Origin of the sequence: Bacillus sp. 1735sda2 (assembly GCF_024159245.1) — a bacterium.
GTDB classification, from domain to species: Bacteria; Bacillota; Bacilli; order Bacillales; family Bacillaceae; genus Bacillus; species Bacillus pumilus_O.
Map to the genome: position 1 here is coordinate 3,081,363 of NZ_JAMYWZ010000001.1, position 16,375 is coordinate 3,097,737.

General features: G+C 40.2%; 16 protein-coding genes. 12 read left to right on the top strand and 4 right to left on the bottom strand.

All coding sequences use genetic code 11. The features are described from left to right. The first annotated feature begins 278 nt into the window (after nucleotides 1-278). The 5 genes from NKR21_RS16225 (at nucleotide 279) to NKR21_RS16245 (ending at nucleotide 6,568) form a co-directional block, all read left to right on the top strand. Nucleotides 279-1,361: a BMP family lipoprotein gene (locus NKR21_RS16225; RefSeq protein WP_012011097.1), complete on the top strand. Its 1,083-nt coding sequence runs from the start codon at nucleotides 279-281 to the stop codon at nucleotides 1,359-1,361. A 159-nt stretch (nucleotides 1,362-1,520) separates the two neighbouring features. Beyond that, on the top strand, nucleotides 1,521-3,056 hold the full coding sequence (locus tag NKR21_RS16230; RefSeq protein WP_088000873.1) for an ABC transporter ATP-binding protein: 1,536 nt from the start codon (nucleotides 1,521-1,523) through the stop codon (nucleotides 3,054-3,056). Then, nucleotides 3,049-4,095 carry an ABC transporter permease gene (locus NKR21_RS16235; RefSeq protein ID WP_144456363.1) on the top strand — a complete coding sequence of 349 codons (1,047 nt, stop codon included), beginning with the start codon at nucleotides 3,049-3,051 and terminating at the stop codon, nucleotides 4,093-4,095. Before NKR21_RS16230 ends, NKR21_RS16235 begins: the two co-directional genes overlap by 8 nt. After that, nucleotides 4,096-5,055 (top strand): ABC transporter permease, encoded by a 960-nt coding sequence (locus NKR21_RS16240; RefSeq protein ID WP_003213713.1) that lies wholly within the window; start codon nucleotides 4,096-4,098, stop codon nucleotides 5,053-5,055. Between the two features lie 175 nt (nucleotides 5,056-5,230). Beyond that, nucleotides 5,231-6,568, top strand: a complete 1,338-nt coding sequence (locus tag NKR21_RS16245; RefSeq protein WP_003213451.1) for a 2-hydroxycarboxylate transporter family protein — start codon at nucleotides 5,231-5,233, stop codon at nucleotides 6,566-6,568. 71 nt (nucleotides 6,569-6,639) lie between these two features. On the opposite strand, the gene NKR21_RS16250 is transcribed toward NKR21_RS16245, so the two are convergent. Beyond that, nucleotides 6,640-6,849, bottom strand: coding sequence for a hypothetical protein (locus tag NKR21_RS16250; protein WP_012011099.1), 210 nt, complete (start codon nucleotides 6,847-6,849; stop codon nucleotides 6,640-6,642). A gap of 219 nt (nucleotides 6,850-7,068) precedes the next feature. On the opposite strand from NKR21_RS16250, the gene NKR21_RS16255 reads away from it, so the two are divergent. The 7 genes from NKR21_RS16255 to mnhG are packed head-to-tail and all read left to right on the top strand — an operon-like array spanning nucleotide 7,069 to nucleotide 12,839. After that, nucleotides 7,069-9,474 (top strand): Na+/H+ antiporter subunit A, encoded by a 2,406-nt coding sequence (locus tag NKR21_RS16255; RefSeq protein ID WP_144456365.1) that lies wholly within the window; start codon nucleotides 7,069-7,071, stop codon nucleotides 9,472-9,474. Next, on the top strand, nucleotides 9,471-9,902 hold the full coding sequence (locus NKR21_RS16260; protein ID WP_012011101.1) for a Na(+)/H(+) antiporter subunit B: 432 nt from the start codon (nucleotides 9,471-9,473) through the stop codon (nucleotides 9,900-9,902). Before NKR21_RS16255 ends, NKR21_RS16260 begins: the two co-directional genes overlap by 4 nt. Further along, nucleotides 9,902-10,243, top strand: a complete 342-nt coding sequence (locus NKR21_RS16265) for a Na(+)/H(+) antiporter subunit C (protein WP_012011102.1) — start codon at nucleotides 9,902-9,904, stop codon at nucleotides 10,241-10,243. The genes NKR21_RS16260 and NKR21_RS16265 overlap by 1 nt, the downstream gene beginning before the upstream one ends. Continuing rightward, on the top strand, nucleotides 10,236-11,714 hold the full coding sequence (locus NKR21_RS16270) for a Na+/H+ antiporter subunit D (RefSeq protein ID WP_144456367.1): 1,479 nt from the start codon (nucleotides 10,236-10,238) through the stop codon (nucleotides 11,712-11,714). Before NKR21_RS16265 ends, NKR21_RS16270 begins: the two co-directional genes overlap by 8 nt. Nucleotides 11,715-11,720: 6 nt before the next feature. Next, entirely contained in the window at nucleotides 11,721-12,200 is a 480-nt protein-coding gene (locus tag NKR21_RS16275) for a Na+/H+ antiporter subunit E (RefSeq protein ID WP_144456369.1), read from the top strand. Then, nucleotides 12,200-12,481, top strand: a complete 282-nt coding sequence (locus NKR21_RS16280) for a Na(+)/H(+) antiporter subunit F1 (RefSeq protein WP_012011105.1) — start codon at nucleotides 12,200-12,202, stop codon at nucleotides 12,479-12,481. Before NKR21_RS16275 ends, NKR21_RS16280 begins: the two co-directional genes overlap by 1 nt. After that, entirely contained in the window at nucleotides 12,465-12,839 is a 375-nt protein-coding gene (gene mnhG / locus NKR21_RS16285) for a monovalent cation/H(+) antiporter subunit G (protein WP_003213369.1), read from the top strand. Before NKR21_RS16280 ends, mnhG begins: the two co-directional genes overlap by 17 nt. A gap of 85 nt (nucleotides 12,840-12,924) precedes the next feature. On the opposite strand, the gene NKR21_RS16290 is transcribed toward mnhG, so the two are convergent. The 3 genes from NKR21_RS16290 to NKR21_RS16300 form a co-directional block, all read right to left on the bottom strand. Then, a complete protein-coding gene (locus NKR21_RS16290; RefSeq protein ID WP_144456371.1) occupies nucleotides 12,925-13,314 on the bottom strand; it encodes a hotdog fold thioesterase in 390 nt (129 codons plus the stop codon). 23 nt (nucleotides 13,315-13,337) lie between these two features. Beyond that, on the bottom strand, nucleotides 13,338-13,979 hold the full coding sequence (comA, locus tag NKR21_RS16295) for a two-component system response regulator ComA (protein WP_003213500.1): 642 nt from the start codon (nucleotides 13,977-13,979) through the stop codon (nucleotides 13,338-13,340). Nucleotides 13,980-14,059: 80 nt separating this feature from the next. Then, nucleotides 14,060-16,366: a sensor histidine kinase gene (locus NKR21_RS16300; protein WP_012011106.1), complete on the bottom strand. Its 2,307-nt coding sequence runs from the start codon at nucleotides 16,364-16,366 to the stop codon at nucleotides 14,060-14,062. Between the last annotated feature and the right edge of the window lie 9 nt (nucleotides 16,367-16,375).

A 16,375-nucleotide genomic window follows, 5' to 3' on the forward strand; every position in this document is an offset into this window, starting at 1 on the left:
ATCATATTTCAGCGCATAAAAAGACATCGAATTTCGCCTTTTAACATTTTTTTTAAAATAAAACAAATTTCTATTTATTTATTCGATTGGAAATGATAAATTATGATTGATTAGTTCAACGAGATATAAGTCTGATGTCTTACATCTTCTCTCCTGCCATCTATCAATTTCAGTTGAAAGCAGGATAAAATACCCTATTCAGACGGGTGAGAAGAGGTAGATCGGTCTTTTTTCGCGAGACTTTTCTGAAACTTTTAAATTTTATAGGGGGTTATGTTTTGAAGAAGCGCAAAATTGGACTAGCATTGTCCTTAGTCGTAGCAGCAGGAACCATCCTTGGAGCATGCGGCAACTCTGGCTCAAACAGCGGTGAAAACAAAAAAGATAAAGATCAATTCACTGTTGCAATGGTAACTGATGTCGGTGGTGTCGATGACAAATCGTTTAACCAATCAGCTTGGGAAGGTTTACAAGCATTTGGAAAAGACAACAATCTTAAAAAAGGTAAAAACGGCTTTGATTACTTACAATCTAAATCAGACGCTGACTATACAACAAACTTAAACACTCTTGCTCGTGAGAAATTCGATTTGATTTACGGAATTGGTTTCTTAATGGAAGATGCTATATCTGAAATTGCAGACCAACGTAAGAAAAACCACTTTGCTATCGTTGATGCAGTCGTGAAAAAAGACAACGTAGCTAGCATTGTATTCAACGAAAACGAAGGATCATTCCTTGTGGGTGTTGCGGCTGCTCTTTCTACAAAATCAAACAAAATTGGTTTTGTTGGCGGTGTAGATTCTGAATTAGTCAGAAAATTCGAAGTCGGTTTCCGTGCAGGCGTTGAAGCAGCTAACCCGAAAGCAAAAGTAGAAGTGAAATATGCAGGTGCATTCGATAAAGCAGACATCGGGAAAGCAACAGCTGAAAGCATGTACAAATCTGGCGTTGACATCATCTATCATGCAGCTGGCGGCACTGGAACTGGTGTCTTCACAGAAGCGAAAAACCTGAAAAAAGCGGATCCTAACCGTAAAGTTTGGGTCATCGGTGTAGATAAAGACCAGTATGACGAAGGAAAAGTACCTGGAACAAAACAAAGTGTCACGCTTACTTCTATGGTGAAGAAAGTCGACACAGCGGTACAAGACTTAACAACGAAAGCAAAAGATGGTAAGTTCCCTGGCGGCGAAGTGATCACATACGGTCTGAAAGAAGGCGCTCTTGACATTTCTCCATCTCAGGAAAACCTTAGTAAAGATGTATTAAAGAAAGTGGAAGAATGGAAACAAAAAATCATCAAGGGTGAAATTAAAATCCCTGCAACACGTGATGAACTAAAAGATTTTAAAGCTTAATTTGAGCATCGGGATAAGCGCGTCTTATCCCCTTGTTTCTCCTTTACCTCCTCTTTATTCGTAAAAGGTGGTAAAAGAAAAGCTGCAGCCTCGTTTTGCAGCTTTTCTTTTGCTAGTTTTTATCTTCATCAGCACCCTAAAAAAGGAGCGGTTAAACCTGTGGATTATGTCATTGAAATGTTGAATATACGCAAAGAATTCCCTGGCATTGTAGCAAACGACAACATTACGCTGCAGCTAAAAAAGGGCGAAATTCATGCGCTGCTTGGTGAAAACGGCGCTGGAAAATCAACGCTCATGAACGTGCTTTTCGGTCTTTACCAGCCTGAAAAAGGTGAAATCAAGGTTCATGGAAAACCTGTGACCATCTCTAGCCCGAATGATGCAAGTGATTTAGGCATCGGTATGGTGCATCAACACTTTATGCTTGTCGATACCTTCACCGTCGCTGAAAACATCATTTTAGGAAAAGAGCCCAAGAAATTTGGAAAGATCGACAAAGAACAAGCCATACAGCAAGTACAAGAGCTTTCTGACCGCTATGGCTTAAAAATAGACCCTGCCGCAAAAGTATCTGACATCTCAGTTGGTATGCAGCAGCGTGCAGAAATTTTAAAAACACTTTATCGCGGCGCTGATATTTTGATCTTCGACGAACCAACAGCCGTCTTAACACCTCAAGAAATTAAAGAACTCATACAAATTATGAAAAACTTAATCAATGAAGGCAAATCCATTATTTTAATTACGCATAAACTGAAAGAAATTATGGATGCCTGTCACCGCGTCACCATTATTCGAAAAGGCCAAGGCATTCGCACACTTGATGTCGAAAGCACAAACAAAGATGAGCTTGCAAGCCTCATGGTCGGTCGTGAAGTTTCATTTAAGACAGACAAAAAAGAAGCCGCTCCTGCTGAGGAAGTACTTCACATTCAAGATCTTACGGTAAAAGACGCGCGAGGTATTGAAGCGGTGAAACATCTCAATCTCTCAGTAAAGGCTGGAGAAATAGTCGGTATCGCTGGAGTCGATGGCAATGGTCAATCTGAATTAATTGAGGCGATTACTGGTCTAAAAAAATCAGAATCTGGCACGATCATGCTAAACGGGAAAGCCATTCAAAATCTTCCGCCTCGTAAGGTGACCGAATCTGGAATTGGACATATTCCTCAAGACCGTCATAAACACGGACTAGTGCTTGATTTTTCAATAGGAGAAAATATTTCCTTACAAACGTATTATCAGCGTCCATACTCAAAATTCGGTTTGATGAATATGAAAAATATTTACCAAAAGGCAAAGCGGATCATTGCCGAGTATGATGTCAGAACACCGAGTGAATATACAGAGGCGCGCGCCCTATCAGGCGGGAATCAGCAAAAAGCCATTATTGGCCGTGAAGTTGACCGCAATCCTGATTTATTAATTGCCGCTCAGCCGACACGTGGACTTGATGTTGGTGCGATTGAATTTGTCCATAAGCGCCTCATTGAGCAAAGAGACACAGGCAAAGCCGTCCTGCTCATCTCATTTGAGCTTGATGAAATTATCAATGTCAGTGATAAAATTGCAGTTATTTTTGAAGGCAGCATTATTGCCATCGTTGATCCAAAAGAAACAACAGAGCAAGAACTTGGTCTATTAATGGCTGGAAGTACGCAACAGGAAGTGGGGAAAGAAGCAAATGTCTAATCGCTTAACAAATCTGCTCATTCCGCTTATAGCCATCGTACTTGGTCTTTTTGTTGGGGCCATTATTATGCTGGCAAGCGGTTATAGTGTCATCGAAGGCTATGGCGCCCTTTGGAATGGCGTCTTCGGTGAAACCTATTATATGGGAGAAACCATCAGACAAGTGACACCTTACATTTTATCAGGACTTGCTGTTGCTTTTGCATTTCGGACAGGTCTCTTTAATATCGGTGTAGAAGGTCAAATGCTCATTGGCTGGGTAGCTGCTGTATGGATCGGTACAACTGTCCATGCACCTATGTACATCCATCTGCCGCTTGCACTTATCACCGCAGCTGCTGCTGGTGCATTATGGAGCTTTATTCCCGGGTTTTTAAAGGCTCGTTTTTATGTTCATGAAGTGATTGTCACGATCATGATGAACTACATTGCCCTTCATGTGACAAACTATTTGATCTCAAATGTCTTAACGAATAATAAAGATAAAACAGAAAAAATCGATGCCACTGCCTCACTTCGCTCTGGTTTCTTTGAACAAATCACCGATTTCTCCCGGATGCATAATGGTATTTTTGTCGCCATTATCGCTGCGGTCGTGATGTGGGTCATTATTCAAAAAACCTCTAAAGGCTTTGAATTGCGGGCTGTTGGAATGAACCAGCAGGCATCCCATTATGCCGGTATGAACGTTCGCCGCAATATCATTTATGCGATGCTCATTTCAGGTGCTTTTGCAGGTCTTGCAGGCGCTATGGAAGGTCTTGGTACATTTGAATATGCTTCAATTAAAGGCTCGTTTACCGGTGTAGGATTTGACGGAATCGCTGTCGCTTTATTAGGTGGAAACACTGCTGTTGGTGTTGTTCTTGCGGCACTGCTGCTTGGTGGATTGAAAGTCGGTGCTTTAAATATGCCGCTTGAATCTGGCGTACCGACTGAGGTCGTTGATATTGTCATTGCGATCATTATTCTTTTCGTCGCCTCAAGCTATATTATTCGTCTTGTGATGAACCAAATGAAGAAAAAGGGGGAAAAATAAGTGGGATTTCTGCAAATTCTTGAAATCATCGTCCCGGCAACACTTGTCTATGCTGCACCACTTATTTTAACCGCTCTTGGAGGCGTCTTTTCAGAAAGATCAGGTGTTGTGAATATCGGTCTTGAAGGTTTGATGGTCGTCGGAGCATTTTCCAGTATTATCTTTAACTTGTTTTTTGCTGATACGTTTGGTGCCTTGACCCCGTGGCTTGGGCTCCTCGTCGGAATGGCAATTGGCGGATTGTTCTCTTTGATTCATGCAGTTGCGACCATTACATTCCGTGCAGATCAAACGGTCAGTGGTGTTGCGATTAACATGCTGGCACTTGGCGCTACGCTGTTTGTCGTAAAACTCATTTATGGGAAAGCTCAAACAGATAAAATTACAGAGCCTTTCTATAAAGGTGATATTCCCCTTTTAAGTGACATTCCGATTATTGGCGATATTTTCTTTAAAGATGTTTATTATACGTCCATACTCGCTTTAGCGCTTGCGGTTGTTGCTTGGTTTGTTTTATTTAAAATGCCATTTGGTCTTCGTCTTCGTGCAGTTGGAGAACATCCAATGGCTGCTGATACAATGGGAATCAAAGTGTACCGGATGCGCTATATCGGCGTCTTTATTAGTGGACTGTTTGGTGGGCTTGGCGGAGCTGTTTATGCGTCAACGATCGCACTTGATTTCTCACATGCGACCATTACTGGACAAGGATTTATCGCACTAGCCGCACTTGTCTTCGGTAAATGGCACCCATTCGGCGCAATGGGCGCTGCTTTATTCTTTGGATTTGCTCAAAGTTTAAGTATTATTGGCTCTCTCCTACCGCTATTCCAAGATATACCGAACGTGTATATGCTCATTGCACCATATGTGCTGACCATCTTAGCACTTACTGGCTTCATTGGAAGGGCAGATGCACCGAAAGCACTTGGGACACCTTATTTAAAAGGAAAACGATAATTACGATGTATGATCAATCCCCTGAAGGATAAACTACCTTCAGGGGATTTTTGTATGATAAAAACATAAAAACTCCTGTTTATTTTACTTTTATTACACTTAATTTAGTTTAATAAATAGATGAGTGTCACAGAATCTTCTACAATTGAGACAAATAGCATTTGGGGGTGTTTATGTGGCTAATACACAACAATTGAAATCGATTACAGACGATTCTGACAATAATAAAAGCGTTTTCCGTAAGATCATGTCTTGGAAAATTGGTGTTATTGACTTACCTGTGTATTTAGTACTTGCAGCGATTATTTTAACTGCCGCTTATTTTAATAAAATTCCAGCAAATATGCTTGGTGGTTTCGCTGTTATTATGATTTTGGGGATTTTCCTTGGAGATATAGGACAACGTATTCCGATATTAAAAGATATTGGTGGACCGGCGATTCTTTCTTTATTCGTACCATCGTTCCTGGTCTTTTTTCATGTTCTGAATCCGAACTCGTTGGAAGCGGTTACGTCTCTTATGAAAACGTCGAACTTCCTTTACTTCTATATTTCTGCTCTTGTCGTAGGTAGTATTCTTGGGATGCAACGTACTGTTTTAGTACAAGGCCTTATTCGTATGTTTGTTCCTCTTGTTGCAGGAACAATTGCAGCTGTGACTGCCGGAATTCTTGTTGGTCTTTTAGTTGGTTACACACCGCATCATTCGTTCTTCTTTATTATTGTTCCAATTATCGCTGGTGGTGTTGGAGAAGGGATTTTGCCATTATCTATTGCTTATTCACAAATTCTTGGTGTATCAGCAGAGTCATTAATTTCTCAATTAATTCCTGCTGCCGTCATTGGGAACGTCATTGCCATTATCTGTGCTGGCGCAATGAAGAAGCTTGGTGAAAAACGTCCTGAACTAAACGGGAATGGTCGTCTTGTCAAATCTAAAGAAGCAAATGAAATTTTTGAACAGCCTGATATGGATCCAAAAGTTGATTTTGGGTTAATGGGTGCTGGTGTACTCGTTGCTTGTACAACGTTCATTTTTGGTGGTTTATTAGAAAGCTTTGTTCATATTCCAGGTCCAATCTTAATGATTGTCCTTGCCGCTTTAATCAAATACTTAAACGTGATGCCTCAGCATTTGCAAGATGGCTCACAGCAGTTTTACAAGTTTGTATCAAGAAGCTTTACATGGCCGCTTATGGTCGGTCTAGGGATTCTATACATTCCACTTGATGATGTAGCAACAGTGATTTCTATTCCATTCGTTTGTGTATGTATCGCTGTCGTTCTTGGAATGGTAGGTTCTGGTTACTTCGTTGGGAAATTGATGAACATGTACCCAGTAGAATCTGCGATTGTGACAGGCTGTCACAGTGGACTTGGCGGTACTGGTGACGTTGCGATCCTTTCAGCTTCTGGAAGAATGGGTCTTATGCCTTTCGCACAAGTTTCTACACGTCTTGGCGGAGCAGCAACTGTGATCTGTGCAACAATCTTACTTAGAATGTTTACTTAATCAAACAATAAAAAGCATGGGCTCTATTATGGGCACATGCTTTTTTTATATTTCTTTTCTCCTATAAGGATTTATTCTTCAGCAGAAACTACGCGTATATATTCTCTTGGCTGAAATGGATATTGTCGTGCTTCTTGATAGGTCATATAGAGAAGATGTTCTGAAAACAACGGCCATTCACTTTCCGCCTGCCACCTTTTTTGATCATTTCGTTCTATGAAGAATGCTCCTCCTAAAATCGTGCAGAATATGCTTAAGCTGATGCCCGCTTTTAGTTTCATGTAATCAGCTCCTTTAAGAAAAGCATGTACGAAATACAAAACAATATACATTGAGTTTAATTTTTGATAAAATATTTTTTGTGGTCAAAAGAACTCAAAACAAATACAGTTTGCTGTAATTCAGTTCAAACCAATGCACTATGTCTGTATTTACGCTATAATTTTATTTACCAGTTCTTTAGAACGTGAATTTATATTGATTGAAGGAGGTTTATTTTCTTGCAGCTTATTCACTTCGCCATCCTATCGCCTTTTTTGCTTGCGTTTGTTGTGCCTTTTCTTTTTAAATACGTAAAGCGTATACATACAGGGTGGTTTGTTCTTATCTTGCCTATTTTATTATTTAGCTATTTTGTCCAAATGATGACGATGACATCAAATGGACGAACGTTATTTTCACAGGTAGAGTGGATTCCTTCTCTAGGGATGAATTTCACTGTGTATGTAGACGGTCTTAGTTTGTTATTTGCGCTATTGATTACAGGTATTGGTGCACTTGTCGTCTTGTACAGTATTTTCTACTTATCGAAGGAAAAAGAACAACTCGGCTCTTTTTATACGTATTTGTTAATGTTTATGACCGCTATGCTCGGTGTCGTTCTATCTGACAATATGGTGGTTCTTTACTTGTTTTGGGAGCTGACAAGTATCTCTTCTTTTCTACTTATTGGATATTGGTATAAACGGGATCGCTCACGTTATGGAGCGACAAAATCACTGCTGATTACCGTTTTTGGCGGATTGGCTATGCTCGGTGGTTTTATCCTCCTCTATCTGATTACTGATTCATTTAGTATTCGTGAAGCAGTTAATCAGCTTCAGCTCATTATGGCATCACCTTACTTTATCCCTGCCATGATCCTGATCTTACTAGGTGCCTTTACAAAATCAGCGCAGTTCCCATTTTATATCTGGCTGCCTGATGCAATGGAAGCACCTACCCCTGTGAGCAGTTATTTACATTCTGCCACAATGGTAAAAGCCGGTATCTACCTTGTAGCCCGCTTTAGTCCCATCTTTGCTATATCAGAGGTTTGGTTTTGGACCATATCCATCGTTGGACTTGTGACGTTATTTTGGGGATCATTCCACGCTGTTCGTCAAAACGATTTAAAAGCCATCCTCGCCTTTTCTACCGTTAGTCAGCTCGGGATGATTATGCTTATGCTTGGTGTTGGAGCAGCTGCAATCCATGAAAATGACCCCGCCTATTTCGGCGCGGCCGTTCTCGCTGCGATTTTCCATTTAATTAATCATGCCACGTTTAAAGGCAGTCTCTTTATGGCGGCTGGTATCATTGATCACGAAACCGGCACTCGGGACATTCGGAAGTTAGGCGGTTTAATGACCATTATGCCGATTACCTTTACGATTACGTTAATCGGTACATTTTCAATGGCTGGTCTCCCGCCATTTAATGGTTTCTTAAGTAAAGAGCTGTTTTTCACAAGTATGATACGCATTTCTGAAATCAGCTTTACAGATATTTCGACATGGGGCACTATTTTTCCAGCAATTGCTTGGCTCGCTAGTGTCTTTACGTTCATTTACAGTATGATGCTTCTCTTTAAAACATTTAGAGGCAATCTTCAGTTAGATCAATTAGAGAAAAAGCCGCATGAAGCACCGATTGGTATGCTCATCCCGCCAATTATCCTTGCTGCACTTGTGGTCACCTTTTTCTTCTTCCCAAATATTCTAGCTTATTCTGTCATTGAACCTGCAATTGCAGCCATTATTCCAGATGCGATTGATCCAGGAAAACGGTTTGTTGTCAAAATTGAAGCATGGCACGGTTTTCAGCCAGAGCTCTATATGACAATGGGTGTTGTCGCTTTAGGAATTATTGGATATTTGACGTTGTCAAAATGGCGTCCGATATATAATATATTCAAGAAAAAATGGTCATTTAACTCCTTATATGACCGTTCACTCATAGGCTTAGAAAAAGGCTCCTATCGTCTAACAAGCAGCTATATGACTGGTTTCCTTCGTGATTACCTTGTCTATGTGTTTGGGTTCATGATTATCGTGCTTGGGGGCGTGATGTTTTATCAGAATGCCTTTTCATTTAATATGGAGAATGCTGCTCCAATCGGCACGTATGAGGTCATTCTATCATTAGTGATGATAGCAGCAACCCTCACGACTGTGTTTGCTCGTTCTCGCTTAACAGCCATTATCGGATTAGGTGTCATGGGTTACACACTGTCACTATTTTTTGTTATTTTCAGGGCACCTGATCTTGCCCTCACCCAGTTAATTATTGAAACAATTTCTGTTGCACTGTTTTTACTTTGCTTCTACCACTTGCCACAACTGAGCATGAAGCAAAAAACGAGGAAATTTAAAATGACCAATCTCATCATATCAGTAGGTGTTGGCGTCATTGTGACATGCCTTGCTTTCGCTTCCACAAGCAATCAGTCACTTGATACGATTGCGTCTTACTTTATTGAAAACAGCTACAAGCTTGCAGGCGGAAACAATATTGTCAATGTCATCCTTGTTGATTTCAGGGGCTTTGATACAATGTTTGAAATTACCGTGCTGGCGATTGCGGCACTCGGTATTTATGGATTATTAAAGACACAAGGAAAACGGAAGAGAGGAGTGCGCCGATGAGAAAAATTGATACGAATGATATGCTTTTACAAGTCACAACCAAAATCACTGCATTCATCATCCTGCTCTTCTCCCTTCACCTGTTTCTTGCGGGACATAATAATCCAGGCGGAGGATTTATTGGCGGATTAATGAGTGCCAGTGCTGTCGTCCTTCTGCTCTTAGCCTACGATCTGAAGACAGTTAGACGCATTCTGCCGTTCAACTTTATCTATGTTGCCGGGACTGGGCTTCTCATCGCAATCCTGACAGGTATGGGATCATTTCTATTCGGTGCACCTTTTCTATCCCATGCATTTGGTTATTTCCAACTGCCGTTTTTAGGAAAGACAGAACTGGCGACAGCCGTACTGTTTGATATCGGTGTCTATCTGGTTGTTGTCGGTGTCACCATGACCATTATTCAAACGATTGGAGAGAAGGAATAATGGAATTTCTAATGTCTATTATCGTCGGTATTATTTTTATGACGGCGACCTATTTGATGCTTTCAAAAAGCCTACTGCGGGTCATCGTCGGCACTGCTGTTTTAAGTCACGGCGTCCATTTGCTTCTTTTAACAATGGGTGGCTTAAAAAAAGGAGCTCCACCCATTTTAACTAAGGGGCTCACATCCTATGTAGACCCATTACCACAAGCATTAATTTTAACAGCCATTGTCATTGCTTTTGGTGTGACATCCTTTTTACTTGTCATGGCCTTCCGTGCCTTCCAAGAGCTGCGAACAGATGACATGGATCAAATGAGAGGAAATGATCAGCATGAATAATCTCGTGATCCTGCCAATTTTAATACCATTATTAGCTGCTACACTATTGATCTTTATGAATAAGAACATCATGCTCTCAAGAGGCTTTAGTGTGTTTGCTTCACTCTCAGCCATTGTCTGCAATGTGTATTTAGTCCAAACCATCTTTACTAGCGGGATTCAAACCCTCTATTTAGGAGGTTGGAAAGCACCATTTGGGATTGCCCTTGTAGCCGATCAATTCGCTGCGCTCCTTGTACTGACCGCTTCCGTCGTCGGTCTAGTGACAGTTCTTTTCTCCTTTCAAACGATTGGGAAGGAAAAGGAGCGGCTGTTCTATTACTCTGGCGTGCAATTTTTGTTAGCTGGCGTAAGTGGTGCCTTCTTAACAGGCGATATTTTCAACCTGTTTGTATTCTTTGAATTGCTGCTAATGGCATCATACATGCTCATTGTGCTGGGTGGATCAAAACCGCAGCTTCGAGAATCGCTCAAATACATTGTATTTAATATCATCTCATCGGCTTTATTTATCGTCGGTGTCGCTTGTTTATATGCAGTCACTGGTACACTGAATATGGCTGATTTAAGTGTAAAGATTGCTGAATCAGGGCAAACAGGATTAATCACTGTTATTTCCATTCTGTTCATGATTGTATTTGGCTTAAAAGCTGGAATCTTCCCGCTTTATTTCTGGCTGCCAGGATCATATCATGCACCGCCAGCGGCGATTTCCGCTCTATTTGGTGCTTTGCTCACAAAGGTTGGCTTATATGCGATTGCCAGAGTCTTTACATTAATTTTTATACACGATACAGGGTTCACCCATACACTTATGGTGTGGCTAGCTGCACTGACGGTGATATTTGGTGTGATAGGCTCACTCGCCTATTCCGATGTACAAAAGATAGTGATCTATAACATTGTCACAGCCGTTGGGGTCATTTTGTTTGGGATTGCAGCCAATACACCCGCCTCACTCCAAGGGGCCATTTACTATCTCATTCATGACATGGTGATCAAAGGCGCTTTATTTATGCTGGCAGGTGCACTATTTGTATATGCTGGCACAAATCACTTGAAAAAGATGGGCGGACTGATTCAATCTCAGCCCTTACTAGGGTGGATGTTTTTCATATCGGCTTTATCTCTAGCAGGTATCCCACCTCTGAGTGGGTTTGTTGGAAAGTTAAAGATTGTAGAAGGCGGCTTTTCTGCTGGTTACATGACCTTTTCGATCCTTGTCTTACTGTCCAGCCTTCTTGTCCTTTATTCCATTATGAGGATTTTCACGCTCGCATTTTGGGGCGAGGAACAAGATACGAGAAGAAGGAAACCGTCGATTAAAGGAATGGTGTACCCTGGCGTAATGCTTGTGATCTTGTCACTTGCCATTGGGTTAGGGACAGAATTCATTTCCCCTTATATTAATCAAGCTGCGGAAATGCTCTCAACACCAGAAAAATATATTCAAGCTGTGCTGAAGGAGTAGATGAACATGGCCTTTCAAATATTATTAAACGCTCTCCTCGCCTTTACCTGGATGTTTATGAATGATACATACAGAGCAGCAGACTTTGTATCAGGCTTTATACTAGGGATGGTCGCCATTTTTATGCTTCGGCGATTTTTCCCTCAGCGTTTTTACGGCTATGCCCTTTATGCAATTTTTAAGCTCGTCTTGATATTTATTCGGGAGTTGCTTCTTGCCAATTTAAGTGTATTAAAGACTGTATTGTCTCCAAAGCTCACCATTAAGCCCGGTATTTTCGCTTTTCGTACGGACTTGAAAACGGATTGGGAAATTAGCATCCTTTCTAACATGATTACATTGACACCAGGTACGCTAGTCATAGATATTTCTGATGATCGGTCGATTTTATACATTCATGCAATGGATATTGAAGATGCAGAAAAAGCCATTCATGATATTCGGGTTTCATTTGAAAAAGCGATTCAGGAGGTGAGTGGTAAGTAATGGAGATCATCTTACAAATTTCACTTGGTATTCTTGCCCTATCCACCCTTCTGTTTGTTATACGAGTGATCAAAGGTCCCTCTATCCCTGACCGTGTAAGTGCACTTGATGCGATAGGAATCAATTTAATTGGAATGACAGCCATCGTTTCCATTTTGCTGAAAACGACAACGTTCTTTGAAATTATTTTACTGCTCGGTATCCTTGCATTTATCGGCACTGTCGCTTTTTCCAAATTCCTTGAGAAAGGGGAAGTGATTGAAAATGATCGTCATCGCTAAAGCTATAGTCATTTTCTTCATTCTGCTTGGCGCCATCCTTTGTCTTATTTCAGCCATTGGTGTTCTTCGCCTGCCGGATGTTTATACACGGATGCATGCTGCATCCAAAGCATCGACACTTGGTGTTGTCCTCATATTAGTTGGGGTGTTCTTTCACGAATGGTTTCTTGCAGGCATTATTTCTGCGAAGATTCTACTTGGGATTGTCTTTATCTTTTTAACAGCTCCGGTCGGTGCACACTTGATTGGAAGAGCCGCCTACAATACTGGAGTCAAGATGGACAAACGAAGTGTACAAGATGATTATGGCGGTTTTCGTAACTTCGTGATTAAACGAAAAGAAGACTCGTACTTATAAAACGAAAGAAGCTCCTCACATGTGAGGAGCTTCTTTTTATGAATGAATCCAACTAAAAAAAGCTTCCGCTGCACCGGGAGCTTTTTTATATGCGATCAATGACAGCAAGTGTGCATCTTGACGTACAGATGTGCCGGTCTCGATCATCTTTAATATCAATTTGAAATACCATTGTACGGCGCCCTACATGTACAGGAACAGCCGTCGCTGTCACTACTCCATCACGTACAGATTTTAAATGATTGGCATTGATTTCAATCCCTGAGCAAACTTGCTGAGTTAAGTCTAAATGAGCCGCAGCCCCCATGCTTGCCACTGTTTCTGCTAGAGCAGCAGATGCCCCTCCGTGCAGCAGTCCAAAAGGCTGTTTTGTTCTGTGGTCGACTGGCATTGTCGCTACGCACCTAGACTCATTACACTCTACAATCTCAATCCCCAGTGCCTCAAGCAGTGTATTTGATCCACTCATTTTCATCAGGGTTCTCTCCCTTCACACGTTTACAGCACACTTTCAGATTTTGCAATTAACACCGCTTCGGTTCGAGAGCCAACATTCAGCTTATTAAAGATGGACGTCAAGCTGTATTCAATCGAGCGTTTGCTCAAATGCAGCACGTCGGCAATCTCTTGGTTCGTGTATCCTTTTTCCACTTCTCTCAGGATGAGACACTCTCGCTCTGTTAACAACTCGTGATCGGTCTCCTGCGCCTGTTCTGGCTTTTCTTGCTGCTGTGAAATTAATTTCTTTAAATAGGATAGCTGAATGACAACTTCTCCTTGCAATGTGCGGTGTATGTATTCAATAATTTTGTCTTTTGTCTCTGTTTTACTAATTGCACCGTGCAATCCAGCCCGAATGGCCTCTTCAAAATAATCATCAACTTCATACCCTGTATAAATGATGATTTTCACTTGTTGGTTGGTTTCTAGAATTTGTTTCGCAATGTCCATTCCATTGATATCCCCGAGATTTAAATCCATCAAAATCACATCATAGATGGAAAAGTCATGCGTCTTTAAAAAGGCGGCTTCTGCATCAGGACTTAAACAATCGACTGATAGCTGCTGATCTGATTCTAAAATGCTTTTTGTCCCTTCCATGACAGCCGGATGATCATCAATGACCAATATCTTCTTCATGTCTTCCTCCCTTTAAATCACTCACTTCCATTTTATATAAAAGACTTGGCAGATGCCAAGTCTTATTCCTTAATAAAACGTTACAATTCCATTTCAATTTTCACCTTCAGCCCTTTTTCTGGTGCTGTATGAATGTGAAGCTTCCCATTTAACGCCTTGACTCGTTCTCTGATTCCAGAGAGACCCATGCTCATCGTGTGCTGATCAAGGTGCCTTGCATCAAAACCAACTCCATCATCCTCATAGTGAAGAACAACCTGATCTTTAATACAAATCAGCATCACGAGCACTTGGCTGGCTTGAGAATGTTTCAAGGCATTGGATAACAGCTCCTGAACAATCCGATAAATATTAAGCTGGGAGTCAATATCAATGTCCAGCTCCTTATCAAAGCGTGTCGTATTCAGCCGAATATGAAATGGTGCTTCCTCCTGAATTTGAGAAGTCAGCTTCGATATCGCCTTCACTAAACCTAAATCGTACAGCAGCTGTGGCCGAAGTTCATGACATGTTTCTCTCGTCGTTTGAATCACTTTAGACATTTGTTCATTCCAAGAAATAAGCGATTGTTCAATAGAGGTTGGACATTGATCGTTTTGGAAATTCGTTAAAAACATCTCTGACTGTCTTTTTAGCGATATCAAATCCTGCAACACGGAATCATGAAGATCCCTCGCTAAATCGGAGCGCTGTTTTTCTTCCATCGCAAACATCACTTTTTTCAACCAAGCAGGGTTCGCTTCACGCTGCTTCAAATCCTCAAGATGCTCCATCAGTTCTTCGATCTTGACGACGTTTTCTAAACTGACACTTGTGTAAAACGCCAATGTTTTTAGCCATGAGATTTCATCTCGGGTCAGCTTAGGTGTCCGTAAATTAGATAAACAGCAAATCACAAAAGAGTGACCGCCCCGCTCACCAATTTTCATCATAAACCCTTTATCAAGCGCGATGATTTTACCAACTTCACCTAAAATATCTTGAAATTGATCCACATAATCTTTCCATAGCTGGCTTTCTTCTATTGATTCATCAATTTCAACAATTTGTCCATCTGCCTTCACTTCAAGCACAAAGGCTTTGTTCACAACAAGTACTTCTAAGATGGTGTATTTTAAATGATACAATACTTGATGCAGTGATGACGCCTCACGAATGAGCTGTGTAAATTTAAATACACTATCCTGATAATTATGCTTCTCTGAAAAACGCTTCAAACGAAAGCGGAAATCGATAATTTCTTTAAAGTAGAAAACGGTGAGCATAAGAATGTACGTGATGATTGTAAATTTCACTGTATAGAAATTTGCATTCGGTTTTTGAAGAAAATCAAAAACAACAACCACTAGTATTGTTGGTGTAATCGCTAAAAAACCGTAGTATTTAATCCTCCCCATAAAGAAATCAACATTATACAGCTTATTTGACATAAATTGATAGACTAGGAAAAAAGGAATTAAAAGAACAAACGATGCAACAACATAAGGTGAAATAAAATATATACCAAAAAAATAAGGAATGATAAAAAATAGCATGAATGGACTGAATGATGAGATTAAAATGAGTGCAAATGCTCGAAGTACATTGCTGACTTCATTGTCTTTCAATTTTTTAGCAGCCCTTATAGTGATAATAATCGAAAGGAAAGCCAGAACAAAAAATGAAAGTAAATTGACATATGCTAATAGATCTACTGGTCCTGCTTTATTTTTATAGAATAAAACTAATAAAACGTTAGTAACTGGAACTAGATACAAATAAAAAAGAACTCGACGACGAATAATTTCTGTTCCTAATTCTTTTAAATATTGATACATAAAGTGCATATATAGTGGAGGTACACTATTCATTGTAACGATTACAAGAATACGACTGATAGCCTCTCCTTTTCCAGAACCACCAGAACTTACATAACCTATAGACACCGCCAAAAGAAATAAAGCTAAAATATAAGCTGATTTTTTTTGGTTTACTTTATTCATTTTTAAAATCATAAATATACAAAATAGACAGATGGAATAAAGAATGACTGGTATTAGATAAATAAACAGATTCGCTTGACTCAATAACCTTACATTCTCTAAATCAATTTTATCACCATGTCTATCAACGACTAAACTTTTAACATTAGCTAAAAAACCTCTTTTAACTTCTTCAACTGGTTTTTTATTCCCATTTACTTCAAGTATGATATCGCCTTTCCTAACTCCAGCTAGATAGCTATCTGTAAAATTATCGACATCCACTACCTCAAGTTGACCATGACTATTTTCTTTAACAGCTGCTCCAACAAAAATATTAAATACGTTGATATAAGAGATGTAAATCACATAGATGAAGCTAAGGATTACTAATATAACTGTTAACTTAGAATATAACTTTCTCATAATATTTAT